This is a genomic window from Streptosporangium pseudovulgare (assembly GCF_014648055.1).
Lineage (GTDB): Bacteria > Actinomycetota > Actinomycetes > Streptosporangiales > Streptosporangiaceae > Streptosporangium > Streptosporangium pseudovulgare.
Genome location: NZ_BMQJ01000018.1, coordinates 154,792 through 169,370, shown reverse-complemented (window position 1 = coordinate 169,370; position 14,579 = coordinate 154,792). Strand labels below are relative to the sequence as shown.

Here is a 14,579-nt window from a genome sequence, read left to right as displayed (position 1 = left end):
CGGCTTGGTACCGCTGCTCGACCACGCTCAACTCCGCCAGCACTCGGCGAAGTGTCACACAGGTCCTGAGCACGATCTGTCACGCAGATCATGAGACCCGACACACGCGTTGGCCAACGTGCGGATGAGAACTTTCTCTCCGGTTTCAAGGCGGCCCACCCCTGGCGGGCCGCTGGTGTTCGCGGGCCGGGCTGCGGCTCTCCGGCCGGTCCCGGCCCGCGACGCTCAGACCCCCGACCGGCGTTGCCGAAAGAGTAGACCGTGTTTCCGGAAGCGGAGACGCTACCGACTTCCGGGAACGCAGGTGATTCCGACGTGAAATCCCAGTTCTGCGTTTCCGAGAACAGGACCTCACTGCTCTACATGGCGGCTGAGGTCACGTTCGGGAGAAGAACGCCGGGAGGTCCACCCAGCCGCAGATCATCTTGTCCGTTCACAGCCTCCACGGTCGCGCCGATTCTCCTGTGGCGATCGCAGCGTGCGTCAGGAGACCGGCTTGATCACCCGGTCCAGGCTCCGGCCCGAGACCGCCACCGCCAGTGTCGTTAGCGCGAGGACACCTGCGCCGCCCGCCAGCGAGAGCCCGGCCGTCGAGTGCTGGATGACCAGGCCCGCCAGCATGGCGCCGAAGGAGACGCCGAGGTTGGCGGCCGTGGTCACCCAGGCGTTGGCCTCCAGGCGGGCTGTCTCCGGTGCCAGCTCGTCTGCGGCCAGCCAGGCCACGACCAGCGCGGGAGCGCTGGCCAGGCCCAAGGCGGCCAGCACCACACCGAGCGCGGGCAGGGAGGGCACAAAGGAGGCGACCGTGACGCTGGTGGTCAGCACGGTCAAGAGCAGGGCCAAGATGACCGAGGTGCGGCGGCCGTGTTTGACCCGTCCCCACACCAGCCCGCCGATCGCGCTGCCCACCGCCATGGCCGCCAGCAGGTAACCTGCGGCGGCGGGCTGGCCCGCGACCTCGGCCTTGGCGGCCACGGCCACCTCGACCGGTCCGCAGCCCAGACCGACGGCGAACTCAACCGCGACCAGGACGCGGAAGCCACGCCCACGCAGCGGTCCGGCCCAGTGTGAATCTCGCTTGACGGTAACGGGTTTGGGGACCGCCGACGAGGTGACCAGGGTCCCGGTGCCCACGACCATCAACCCTGCGCAGAGGACCAGGGCGGTGTCGGGCGTGGACCACAGCACGATCACGCCTACCAGTAGTGGCCCGGCGGCGAAGAGGACCTCTTCGACCACCGCGTCGAGGCTGTAGGCGCGCTGCCGGTCGGCCGGGTCCGGCAGCAGCTGCGCCCAGACCGCGCGCATGGTGGAACCGAGTGGCGGAGCCGTGAGTCCCGCAACGGCCGCGGCGGGCACGTGCAGCCCGTCGAAATAGCAGGTCAGCAGGAGCGCCGCAGCGTAGCCCGCGGCGAGCAGCGGCAGCATGCGCCTGGCTCCCAGGCGGTCGATGAGACGGGCCTTGACCGGCGCGGCGACGCTCGCCACGCCGAACACCCCGAGGGCCAGGCCCGCTACGGCGAAGGAGCCAGTGGCCTGTTCGGTGGCGAGCAGCAGGGCAAGGCCGATGGTGGAAAAGGACAGGCGGCCGACACCGGCCGCGACGAAAGCGTGCAGAACGGCACGATTGTTGAACATGGAAGCTCCACAAAAAGCCCGACCGGCGGCCGGTCGGGAGATGGGTCAGGACACCGAGAGCGGTGGCACCGACTAATCCGGGAGCTTGCACATAGGAGAAACATAACTGTCCGCACGACGTGGCAGTGAGGGGGTCGGCCCACATATGCCCAAAACCCACATTGGGATGGTCTTGGAGCGGGTAGAGGGAGGTGTTCGCGATGGTTGAGGTCGGGTGTTGCCACGGATGACGCCCTATTATCTGGGGCGTCGTTGATCGCGACCTGCGGCGACGGTTCCAGGCCACTACGCGAAGCGGCCCTGTTATCTGTGGCAAGGGGGAAGCGGTGGCCACCGTCGCGCAGCTGCCCGCCGGGAAAGCGCTCACCGTCCGCGGCGCCGCGGACGCCTTCCTCGACGCGCTCGGCAACCCGAACACGGTGCGGAACTACGCGATCGGGGTCGGCAAGACCGCCGAACGGGTCGGCGCGCGCCGACCGCTCGGGCAGGTCGCGGACGACGAGATCAGCGAGGCCCTCGAAGCACTGTGGGGCTCGATGGCGGTGAACACCTGGAACGCCCGCCGGGCGGCGGTGCCGTCCTGGCTCGCCTGGTGCGCCGAGCGCGGCTTCGACGGCCCGGAGGTGCCGACCTGGGCCAAGCGCTTGACCCCGCCAGACTCCGAGACGCCGGCGCGCCCGAAGATGGCGATCGACCGACTGATCGCCCGCCGCGATGTGCACCTGCGGGGGAAGTGCTTCTACCGGATGCTGTACGAGACCGTGGCGCGGGCGGAGGAGACCCTGCCGCTTGAACATCGAGGACCTGGACTTCACTGGCCGCCACGCGCCGGTGAGGGCCGAAGGCGCGCAGTCCAAGGCCCGCCGCCGCGGCCAGGCCCGCGCCCTGCTGAACGAGCACACCGCGCTGCACGGGGCGGGCACAGGCTGGGATCTGCACGAGTTCCGGCACTCCGGTCTGACCCACCTCGGGGAGCAGGGGGCGAGCCTGCTGATGTCGATGGCCGAGTCGCGGCACAAGAAGGCGGAGAACGTCCGCCGCTACTTCAAGCCGTCGCCGGACGCCGTCGCCGAACTCACCAGTCTGCCCGCACCCGGCGACACACGCCGAGGCGGCGGCACGTGACCGAGCCGGCCGACCTGTCGATCCTGATCATCCCGACCGACCCGAAACCACCGAGCCCTGGAGTTGACATGGCTGACATGATCGTGCCCGACCCCGCCACGCGGGACATTCTCGCGATCTTCGAAAACGTGCGATACCGGTTGTTCGAGCGCCTGAAGGATCTGACCGACGCCGAGTACCACTGGGAGCCGGTCAGCGACTGCATCAGCATCCGCCCCGGCGACGACGGCGTCTTCCGCGTCGCCACGCTATTTCCGGAATCGGCTCCGGAGGAACCGGACCCCGTCACGACGATCGCCTGGCGCATCTGGCACATCGGCAACCTCTGTCTGCGCGGCTACGTGATCTACTGCTTCGAGGACGTTCCCGAGTTCGGCGACCGCCACGAGTGGCCGGGCACCGCCAAAGAGGGCATCCAGGCGCTCGCCGAGGACTGGGAGCACTTCATCTCCCGTATCGCAGCCCTCGGCGACAAGCGCCTGTTGGCGCCGATAGGCATGGGCCCCGGCGGTTGGGCCGACGAGACGTATCTGAAGCTCGCGCTGCACGCTCTGAAGGAGGTCGCGCATCACGGCGGCGAGATCGGCCTGCTGCGCGACCTGTACCTGCGCGAAGACGTCTGATCTCGGCGGTGGGCGACCTTGTCCGGCGGCTGTGTGCCGCCGGACAACGGCCGGGGCCGGCGGCCATTTCCTTCCTCCCGGTCCACTCATCGGCCGTGTCTGGGTCACGCAGGGGCCTCATACCGCCGGGCGGATCGGGCAGCCGGAAGGAGTAGCGGCCCGGCACGTTGACATGGTGGCGCACGAACGGCGAGAGTCGCCATGCTCACCACCAGGTCTGACGCGATCGCGTGTACCTGGTGACACGAGTCTTGGCGGCGCCCCGAGTACCGCGCGGGTTTACCTTTCGGTCACGGCTACCGCTGTCGTTGCAGCCGAAGATCAATCGGGTGCCGAATGGTCCTCTGCTTCCTTGCCGCCTACTTTCTGATCATCAAGTGGGTGAGGGGAACGAGGTCGTGATGCTGGTGGTGTTCGGCGGCAGAAGCAGGGGCCGATTAAGGCGCGCGTTCGCACCTTGCGTGGCGCTCACCGCCGTGCTGACCTGCCTGGTCGCCGGCTCGCTTGAGACGGCGGCGGCCTCGGTCACCGAGCCGCCCGCGGGTCTGGCCGTGAGCCCGCCCGCCGACGCCGCGGCGTCCGAGGGCGACGCCGCGGCGCTGGCGCGCTCGTCGCGGCGGCCCGTGGAGGTGCTGTCGCAGCGGGGCGAGCATCGCACGGTCAGGGTTCTGCCCAACGGGCGGTTCGAGGTGACCGAGCACCTGCGGCCGGTGCGCACCCGCCGGGACGGCCAGTGGGCAGACATCGACACCACGCTGCGGCGTGACGGATCCGGCGTCGTCCCGGTCGCAACGGCGGTCGGGCTGCGTCTGTCCGGCGGCGGCCAGGAGCCGCTGGTACGGATGTCGCGGGCAGGCCGCGAGCTGTCGTTGTCGTGGCCGGAAGCGCTGCCCGAGCCCGTTCTGGAGGGCGACAGCGCCGTCTACCGGGACATCCTCGGCGGTGGTGTCGACCTGCGCGTACGAGCGCTTGCGGACGGCTTCTCGCACACCCTCGTGATCAAGACACCCGCCGCGGCTCGGAACCCGCGGCTGGCTCGGCTGGCGTTCACCCTGAACACCACGCGACTGTCGGTGGCCCAGGATTCCGCCGGGGTGTTGCAGGCCACGGACAGCGGCACCGGCGAGGCCCTGTTCGAAGCGCCCTCCCCGATCATGTGGGACTCCTCGTTGCCGGCCGACGGCACGGGGCCCCACACGGCGGCCGCGCGTGAGCCTGACCTGAGCAAAGGGCCCGGCGAGGGCTCGCGCACCGCGAAGGTGCCGGTCGGCCTCGGAGCCCGGCAACTCGCGCTGACCCCCGATCAGCAGCTGCTGACCTCGCCCGACACCATCTTCCCCGTCTACATCGACCCGGTCTGGCAGACCAGCGCGGCCTACTACTGGGGTATGGTCTCCTCCGGCTATCCGGACGAGAACTACCCCAAGTTCAACGGCAACGCCACCGAAGGCATGGGCCGCTGTGAGGTCGCCAAGGACGGCCGCTGCGTGAAGAACCAGACCAAGCGGCTCTTCTACCGGATGAAACTGCCCTCCATCAAGGGCAAGTACATCGAGTCGGCCGAGTTCGTGGCCTATGAGACCGCGGCCTACGACTGCGACAACGGCACCTCGGTGCAGTTGTGGCGGGCCAGTGCGCTGACCTCGGCGGCGACGTGGAACAACACCAAGGACGCCTGGCTGGAACATCTCACCTCGCGTGATGTGGCCTACTGCTCACGCGCGCCGGTCGAGTTCGGCGGGGCCAAGCTCCGCTCCCATGTGCAAAGCGCGGTGGACAAGGGATACTCGACCATCACGTTCGGGCTGAAGGCCTACAGCGAGAGCTCGATGGCGTGGTGGAAGCGGTTCGCCGACGACGCCTACCTGCGCATCCAGTACAACCGGCCGCCGTACCAGCCCAACACCGGGTCGATGTTCGCCAGCCCCGGTACCAAGTGCGTGCCTGGGAACGAGGCCCAATGGGTGAACGATCTGTCCACCCTGTACGCCTATCTGGGGGACCCGGACACCGAGGATGCCAAGAAGGTGCAGGGCCAGTTCACGCTGCACTGGGCCAACAAGGCCGACGGCTCGGACTGGGGTGCCAAATGGACCTCGGCACTGACGCCCGCGCTGACCTCGGGCAGCCGGCACCAGATCAAACTTCCCTCCACCATTCCCCAGAAGAAGATCATCGGATGGGGTGTACGGGCCTGGGACGGCGCCCAGTGGGGTCCGTGGAGTTACGATGGCGCGCAGACCGGCTGCTACTTCTACTACGACCCGTCGGTACCGGCCGCGCCCGTCGTGTCCTCGTCCGAATACCCCGGCGATCAGAGCTGGCACGGTGGCGTCGGCGACGAGGGCACCTTCACCGTCAGCGACCCGGCCAAGGCCGCGGCCCGCTATGAGCTGAAGCTGAACGGCGCCGCCCTCACCACCGTCGCCACGACCGGCGGCGCCGCGCGCCAGATCGCCTTGGCGCCGAGCCGTTCCGGCCCCAACCTGCTGACGGTCCAGGCGTTCACCCAGGCCGACCAGAACAGCGCCCCGACCACCTACGAGTTCTGGGCCCGTGCGGGCGCGGACGCGACGGCCCGGTTCACGCTGGATGAGAGCTCCGGCGCGACGACCGTGACGGCCCAGACCCCGGGCATGGCGGCTTACGTGCGGGGCGGGGCCGCTCTGGGCGAGCCGGGACAGGCGGGCACAGCGCTCACCCTCGACGGGACCAGCGGATACGCCCAGACGAACCTGCCGGTGCTACGCACGCGGGAAAGCTTCACCGTCTCCGCGTGGGTCAAACCGAAAGCTCTTGGGACGTTCAACGCGCTGGCCCAGGACGGAGCGCACCAGAGCGGATTCCAGCTCGGCATCAACCCGTCCGGGCAACCGGAGTTCAAGATGCCCAGCACGGACACCGCGGGGGACGGTGGCGGCGTCTGGCGTTCCGCCAGAGGGAGCAGCCCTCTCCCGCTGGGAGCGTGGACCCACCTCACCGGCGTCTACGACCAGCCCACCGGTCAGCTGCGCCTCTACGTGGGCGGGCAGCTCGCGGGCACGGTGAGCGGGGTGAGCGCGTGGCAGGCCTCGGGCGCCCTGCAGATCGGCCGCAGCAAGTACAACGACGCCCAGGTCAACCGGTGGCCCGGCGGCATCGACGAGGTCAGGCTGCACCAGCGGGCGCTGTCGGACCAGGAGGTCCCGCAACTCACATCGGGCGGGAACCCGTCCGGCCTCGTGGCGTACTGGCCGATGGATGAGGAGGCCGGACTCGGCCGGATCTACAGCATTCCCGCCGCGGCCGTCCAGGCCGCGCTGAAGGGCGGTGCCGCCCTCGGGCAGGACGGACAGGACGGTACGGCGCTGCGGCTGGACGGTGCCACCGGGTACGCGGCCACGGCCGGTCCTGTCGTGGACACCGCCAAGAGCTTCGCGGTGTCGGCATGGGTGCGCCTGGAGACGAGCCAGCTCGACAAGCACTACTCGGTCGTGTCGCAGGACGGTTCGCGCAAGAGCGGCTTCTACCTCAAGTATGAGGGCGGCATCAAGAAATGGGTGTTCGCCAAGTCCAAGACCGACACCGACGAGAGCGGCTGGTACCAGGCGGTTTCCAAGGCGACGCCGTCCGCCGGTTCCTGGACGCATCTGGTCGGCGTCTACGACGCGGTGACCAGGAAACTGCGCATCTACGTCAACGGTGAGCAGGGCACCGACAGCGGACCGCTCGACGCGGTCTGGCACGCCGGCGGCGGGCTGCAGATCGGCCGCAGCAAGTGGCTGGGCGCCTACGTGGACCAATGGCCCGGTCTGATCGACGACGTGCGGATCTACGACCGGTCCGTGGGCGCGGTCGAGGCCGAGGAACTCGTCACCCAGCACCCCGTGGTGAAGGGACGCTGGAAGCTCAACACCGACGGAAGGGGTGAACCCGCCGGCTCCCAGAGCCTCACGCTCAAGGGCGGTGCGCTCATCGACCCCGCCGCGGGTTTCCGGTACGTCTCCAGCGCCGGGCTGCTGCTCAACGGCACCACCGCCTACGCCGAGACGGCCGCCCCGCCGGTGCAGGCCGACGACAGCTTCACGGTGGCCGGCTGGGTGCGCAACATGGGCCGTCCGCAGACGGCCAGGACGGTGTTCGCCCAGGCCGGGGTGAACGCCAACGCCTTCGCTCTGCGTTATGTGCCGGATCCGGCCGACCCCGACACCGGCGGCTGGCAGCTGCAGATGCGCAACGCCGACACCACCCTCGCCGGCGACCTGCGCCAGACCGGGCACTCGGCGTTCACCGAGTGGGACTGGGACCACGTCGCGATCGTCTACGACGCGCTGCGCGACCGGATGAGCCTGTACGTCAACGGCCAGCTTGAGGAGACCTCCCTCGGTGTCTCCCAGGAGGACCAGGTGTTCGGGTTCAACGCCGCCAACGGCGGGCTGCAGGTCGGCCGCAGCAGGTTCGGCGGCGAGTTCTGGCCTGACGCCATCGACGATGTGTGGGCCTACCAAGGCGCGCTCACCCAGGAGCAGGTCCAGATGCTGGCCATCGGCGGTGAGCTGGACACCGCTGCCGGTCCCTGACGTCCCGTCGGCCGCCCGGCTCCCTGTGCGGGGGCCGGGCTGAATCCCCCTGTCGGCTGCCCCGGCCCGTGGAGATCGTGATGAAGGTAAGCCTGAAGCGTGCGGTACTGCGCGGGTCCGTGCTGAGCACGGCGGTGGTGTGCTTGACCGGGGTCCTGCCCGGCGTTCCGGCGTTGGCCGACCCGTTGCCTGTCAACGAACGCCCCGAATCGGCTCGCACTGAACGTCCCGTTCAGGGGAGAGGCCTGACGGCTCTTCCTCGCGCGGCCGATCCGGCGGCCCGGCCGGCATCGCCGCCCAAGGCCGCCTGGCCCGCGGCGGGCAGCGCCGAGGTGGATGTGCCGGGCACGGGCGAGCCGGTGCGGGCGGGCCGGCTGCCCGTGTGGGTCCTGCCGGCGCGCGACCTTCCGGCGCAGGCCCGGCGCGCGGCGCAACGCCCCGCGGGCAGGGTGCGCGTATCGGTGCTCGACCGGGCCGCCGCCGCCGGGGCGGGCCTGGACGGGCTCGTGCTCACCGTGGCCGCCACAGACACCACAGACACCACAGACACCACAGACACCACAGGCGCCGCGGACGCCGCCGGGGCGGGCCGCGTCGGTGTGCGCCTCGACTACTCCTCCTTCGCCCAGGCCTATGGCGGCGCGTACGGCAGCAGGCTGCGCCTGGTACGGCTGCCGGCCTGCGTGCTGACGACCCCGCGTCTTCCGGGTTGCCGCGTGGCTGAACCGCTGCCCGCCGCGAACGACGGGGCGGCCGCCACCTTGACGGCCGAGGTCGAGGCGGGGTCCGGGGCGGTGCTGATGGCCGCCGCCGGCGAGGCGGGGTCGCAGGGCGATTACAAGGCCAGTTCGCTGTCGCCGTCGGCCACCTGGGAGGCCGGCGGCAACGCCGGGGAGTTCACCTGGACCTATCCGATGCGGGTGCCGCCGGTGCCGGGGGACCTGAAGCCGGAGGTCGCGCTGACGTACTCCTCGGGCAGCGTGGACGGCAGGACCGGCAACACCAACGGCCAGCCGTCCTGGGCGGGTCAGGGTTTCGAGCTGTCGCCCGGCTTCATCGAACGCCGCTACACCTCCTGTGAGGACGACGGCGCCCCCAAGGACTCCTGGGGCAACCACCCGGGCGACCAGTGCTGGGGATACGACAACGCCACCGTCTCCTGGAACGGCAGGGCCGGTGAGCTGGTCAAGGCCACGGACGGGACCTGGCGGCTGAAGAACGACGACGGCACCAGGTTCGAGAAGCTCACCGGCGCGGTCAACGGCGACGACGACGGCGAGTACTGGCGGGTCACCGGCACCGACGGCGTGCAGTACTTCTTCGGCCGCAACCGGCTGCCGGGCTGGGCCGACGGCAGACCCGAGACCGCCTCGGCCTGGACCGTCCCGGTGTTCGGCGACGACGACGGCGAGCCCTGCCACAAGTCCTCCGGATTCGCCGCCTCCTGGTGTCAGCAGGCCTACCGCTGGAATCTGGACCACGTCGTCGACCGTGACGGCAACGCCATCACCTACGCCTACGCCAAGGAGACCAACCACTACGGCCGCAACCTCAAGGCCGGCGACGAAACCCCCTACGTCCGTGGCGGCTACCTCAAGTCCATCTCCTACGGGCTGCGCTCGGACGCCCTGTTCGCCACCGCGCCGGCCCGGGTGGTCTTCGGCACCGCCGAACGCTGCCTGCCCGATGAGTCGTTCGACTGCGCCGCCTCGAAGATCGGCGACAATCCGCAGCGCTGGTGGGACGTGCCGTGGGATCTGAACTGCGCCTCCGGCCAGGAGTGCAAGGACGGTCACGGCGCGGTGGCGCCCACATTCTGGTCGCGTAAGCGGCTGACGAAAGTCACCACCCAGGTCATCAAGGGTGACGGATCGGGTTACCGCGACGTGGAGTCCTGGTCGATGGACCACACCTGGGGGCTGGCGGACGTCGAGCGGGACCTGCTGCTGGCCTCGATCCAGCACACCGGGCATGCCGCCTCCGAGGGCGAGAAGCCGGTGACCCTGCCGAAGGTGACCTTCACGCACGTGCAACTGCCCAACCGGCTGGACAAGTCCGGCGATGACATCCTGGCCTACATCCGCTACCGGCTCGGCGCCATCTACGACGAGTCCGGTGGGCAGATCGACATCAAGTACAGCGACCCGGACTGCACGCTCGGCGCGCTGCCGACGCCGGAGACCAACACCAGGCGGTGCTTCCCGGTGATCTGGCAGCCGCCGGGCCGGGAGGACCCGATCACCGACTGGTTCCACAAGTACGTCGTCACGAGCGTGACCCAGGTCGACCGTACCGGCCTGGCCCCCAACATGGTCACCAAGTACGAGTACCTGGGCGGCGCCGCCTGGCATTTCGACGACGACGACGGGCTCACCAAGGAGAAGCACAAGACCTGGTCGCAGTGGCGCGGCTACGGCCAGGTGCGAACCCTGACCGGCGACCACAGCACCCCCGCCACCCAGAGCGACGTCTTCTACCTGCGCGGCATGGACGGCGACCGGCTCAACAAGTCGGGCGGCGAGAAGTCGGTGACGGTGTCCGACGGGGAAGGCGGCACGCATGCCGACCACGACGCGCTGGCCGGATTCGAGCTGCGCAAGGTCGACTACACCGGGCCCGGCGGCCAGGTCCACGCCAGGACCGTCAAGACCCCGTGGCGGGCGCAGACCGCCTCGCGGACCCGTTCCTGGGGCACGGTGACGGCCAACGTGGTCAACACCGACATCACCCGCACCTGGACCGCCAAGGACGGCGGCGGCTGGACCGAGACCAGGACCGACGCCGACTACGCCCCGTCCGGCCCGGGTGTCGGCCGCGGCACCACGGTCAACGACCTCGGCGACGTCACCACCGCCGACGACGACAAGTGCACCCGCACCAGCTACGCCGACAACATCACCGCGCACATGGTGACCTTCCCCATCCGGGTGGAAACCGTCGCGGTGGCCTGCACCGCCACCCCTGACCGGTCCCGCCAGGTCATCTCCGACGTGCGCACCTACTACGACAACGGCGCCTACGGCGCCGCCCCGAGCCGGGGCAACGTGACCAAGACCGACGCGCTGGCCGCCCACGACGGCACCACGGCCACCTACCTCACCGACAAGCAGACCACCTACGACTCCTACGGCCGCCCCACCGCGGTCAAGGACGCGCTCGGCCAGACCTCGACCACCGTCTACACCGACACGCGCGGGCTGACGACCAAGGTCGCCAAGACACCGCCGACGGTGCCCGGCCTCGAAGCCACCCCGCTGACGACGACCGAGGAACTCGACCCGGCCTGGGGCGAACCCACCGCCAAAACCGACGAAGCGAACCGGCTCCGCACCGACCTGGCCTACGACGGGCTGGGCCGGCTCAGCAAGGTCTGGCAGCCCAACCGTTCCAAAGCCTCCGGCCAGCAGCCCAACTTCGCCTTCGGCTACCGGGTGGAAGAGCGGAAGATCGTCGCGATCACCACGACCGAGCTGACCGCCACCGGCGACGAGCGCGTCTCGGAGATCGAACTGCTGGACGGCTGGCTGCGCTCCCGGCAGACCCAGGTGCCCGGCCCCGGCGGCCGCCTGATCACCGACACCTTCTACGACGAACGCGGCCAGGTGGTCAAGAGCTACGCCCCGTACCCGGCGGCCGGAGCTCCGCAACCGGAGCTGTTCGGCGTCCTGACACCCGGAAACGTCGAAGCGCAGACACGTACCCAGTACGACGGACTGGGCCGCAAGACCGCCGAGATCCTCATGGTGGGCAACGGCTCCCAGCCCGAGCAGGAGAAGTGGCGTACGGTCACCGGCTACGGCGGCGGCAACCGCGTCTCGGTCACCCCGCCCGCGGGCGGCATCCCCACCACCGAGATCACCAACGCCCGCGGTCAGGTCATCGAACGCCGCCAGTACCGCGGCTCCACCCCCACCGGCGACTACGACGCCACCCGCTACACCTATACGCCCGCCGGGGAACAGGCGAGCGTGACGGGCCCGGCCGGCGCCGTCTGGACCACCACCTACGACCAGCGCGGCCGCAAGATCAGGACGACCGACCCGGACAAGGGGCAGAGCAGCTTCACCTACGACGATCTCGACCGGGAGACCTCGGCCACCGACGCCCGCGGCAAGAAGATCTTCACCACCTATGACGCGCTCGGCCGCAAGACCGCCACCCGCGAGGGCTCGGCGACGGGTCCCCTGTTGACCTCCTACACCTACGACACCGCACCCTTCGGCAAGGGAAAGCTCGCCACCTCGACCACGCACACGGCCGGCGGCGACTACAGCACCCAGATCCGCCACTACGACCAGCTCGGCCGTGCCGACACCACCGCGATCAGCGTTCCCGCCGCCGAAGGCCCCCTCGCCGGCACCTACGTCTTCACCACCTCCTACGGCCTGGACGAGACGGTCACCGGCCAGAGCCTGCCCGCCGCCGGGGGCCTGCCCGCCGAGTCGGTGGTGCGCGGCTACGACTCCTACCTGCGCCCCACCCGTCTGACCAGCAATCTCGGCACCTACGTGGCCGCCACCGACTACTCTCCCACCGGCAAGCCGTTGCTGTACGAGCTGGGCGTCACCGGCAAACGCGTCTGGCAGACCTTCACCTACGAGTGGGGGACCCAGCGTCTGGCGACCGCCCGCCTGCTGCGTGAGAACCAGACCGGCGCCGACCGCGACGCCACCTATCGTTACAACGACGCCGGAGTGATCACCGCGATCTCCGACACCTCGCGAGGCGGCACCGACAACCAGTGCTTCCGCTACGACCATCTGCAGCGCCTCACCGGGGCCTGGACCGAAGGCGACGCCTCCTGCGAAGGCGCCCCCACCGCCGCCGTCGTCGGCGGGCCGGCCCCCTACTGGCAGTCGTTCGGCTATGACACGGCCAGCAACCGCACCTCCGAGGTCCGGCACGGCAGCGGCGGCGCGGCCGACACCGTCCGCACCTACACCTACGCCCCGTCCGGGCAGGGCCACCACCTCGACCGCGTCACCCAGACCGGCGGCGACGGCGCCCGGACCGACACCTACACCTACGACGCAGGCGGCAACACCCTCACCCGTGCCGTCGGCGGCGCCGTCCAGACCCTCGGCTGGGGTGCCGCGGGCGAGCTGACCCAGATCACCGAGAACGGCAAGACAACCAGCTTCGTCTACGACACCGAAGGCAACCGGCTGCTGCGCAAGGACCCGGGCGGCACCACGCTCTACCTGCCGAACACCGAGTTACGGCTGAACGCCGGAGCGAGTGCCCCGGTCGCCACCCGCTACTACAGCCACGGCGACGAGACCGTCGCCATGCGCACCACGGCCGGCGTCACCTTCCTGACACTCGACCACCAGGACACCGCCCAGGTCGCCGTGAACGCCGCCACCCAGCAGACGACCGTGCGCCGCTTCACCCCGTTCGGCGGACGGCGCGGCTCAGCCGTGGCCTGGCCGGGCGAAAGGGGCTTCGTCGGCGGCACCCAGGACCCGACCGGCCTCACCCAGCTCGGCGCACGCCTCTACGACCCCGACACCGGCCGGTTCATCTCCGTGGATCCGATCTTCAACGACGACCACCCGCAGAGCTGGAACGGCTACGTCTACGCCAACAACACGCCGGTCACCCAGAGTGACCCCTCCGGCCTCGACGGCCCGCTGCGCGGCAACACCGAGTGCTACTACTCCGGCAGGAACTGCGGCGGCGGAGGCTCCTCGCTGTGCCGGGCGCTGCCGCTGCTGTGCCAGATCCTCAACCCGCCACGGCCGAAGATCCCCAGGAAGGTGCGCAACAGCCTCGGCCCCATCGGCTGCGGCATCCTGTACTCCTGCTCCTCCGGCGGGGGAGGGGGAGGCGGCGGATACCGTCCCGCGCCGCGGGCCAGGATGGTGCCCCTGCTGCGCCCGGTCCAGCCGTACGAGACCCCGCCCGGCTACGGCCAGACCGCCGTCAGCAACCTCGATCCCCGGGCGTTCACCAATCTCGGACTGGGAAGCCTGGGCACCACCTTCCTCAGCACGATGCTGGACGGCGGGAAGACCATCCCCCTGATGAACTACGGTGACGAGTTACTGGAGCTGCAGCGGGGCAGGTTCGCCGCCGAACTGCAGGCCATCAAGAACGGCGGGAACCACCGCTACTGGTCCGCTTACTACCGCAGCGCCATGCTGAAGTCGATGACGCGGGCCCAGACCAAATCCCTGCGCCTGGCGAAGTTCGCCAAGGGCGCCAACTACGTGGGCGTGGCGCTGGCGGGCTGGGACAACTATCAGGCGCAGAGGACTGAGGACAAGGGCCGTACCGACCTGTCGGGATCCATGAAGACCGCGCGGGCCGTCGTCCGGGGTGTCGCCACGGCGGGAGGCGCGCTCGCCGGCGGGGCGGTGGGCGGCGCGCTGTGCGGGCCCGCGTGCGCCGGGGTCGGCGGTTACCTCGGGGCGGCGGCGGGCAGCACGGCCGGAGCCTGGGCCGCGCGGTCGCTGCCGAAGATCAGGAAATGGTTCGGCTGACAGGACGCGGCGCGGCACGGGGCCGGTGCATTCGTGCCCGGCCCCGTCGCGAGGAGCGTCATTCCGCCATGGACGGCCTCCCTGCAGTCCGGGGAGGTTTCGGTCGGATTTCGCTGAGTGGTCGAGGGCGGCCGGGCGAGCATGCTCTT

At 70.1% G+C, this 14,579-nt stretch carries 5 protein-coding genes; 4 read left to right on the top strand and 1 reads right to left on the bottom strand.

Features of this window, described 5'->3' with window-relative positions; translation table 11 throughout:
* Positions 1 to 483: 483 nt before the first annotated feature.
* Positions 484 to 1,638, bottom strand: coding sequence for an MFS transporter (locus IEZ10_RS30465; RefSeq protein WP_189249961.1), 1,155 nt, complete (start codon positions 1,636 to 1,638; stop codon positions 484 to 486).
* Between the two features lie 789 nt (positions 1,639 to 2,427).
* Here IEZ10_RS30465 and IEZ10_RS39390 point away from each other — a divergent pair.
* The 4 genes from IEZ10_RS39390 to IEZ10_RS30445 all read left to right on the top strand — a co-directional run bounded on the left by IEZ10_RS39390 (position 2,428) and on the right by IEZ10_RS30445 (position 14,430).
* On the top strand, positions 2,428 to 2,763 hold the full coding sequence (locus IEZ10_RS39390) for a site-specific integrase (RefSeq protein ID WP_229811802.1): 336 nt from the start codon (positions 2,428 to 2,430) through the stop codon (positions 2,761 to 2,763).
* Positions 2,760 to 3,386 carry a DinB family protein gene (locus IEZ10_RS30455; protein WP_229811801.1) on the top strand — a complete coding sequence of 209 codons (627 nt, stop codon included), beginning with the start codon at positions 2,760 to 2,762 and terminating at the stop codon, positions 3,384 to 3,386. The genes IEZ10_RS39390 and IEZ10_RS30455 overlap by 4 nt, the downstream gene beginning before the upstream one ends.
* A 377-nt stretch (positions 3,387 to 3,763) precedes the next feature.
* Positions 3,764 to 7,945 carry a LamG-like jellyroll fold domain-containing protein gene (locus IEZ10_RS30450; RefSeq protein ID WP_189249960.1) on the top strand — a complete coding sequence of 1,394 codons (4,182 nt, stop codon included), beginning with the start codon at positions 3,764 to 3,766 and terminating at the stop codon, positions 7,943 to 7,945.
* Positions 7,946 to 8,283: 338 nt separating this feature from the next.
* On the top strand, positions 8,284 to 14,430 hold the full coding sequence (locus IEZ10_RS30445) for an RHS repeat domain-containing protein (RefSeq protein WP_189249959.1): 6,147 nt from the start codon (positions 8,284 to 8,286) through the stop codon (positions 14,428 to 14,430).
* Positions 14,431 to 14,579 lie beyond the last annotated feature (149 nt).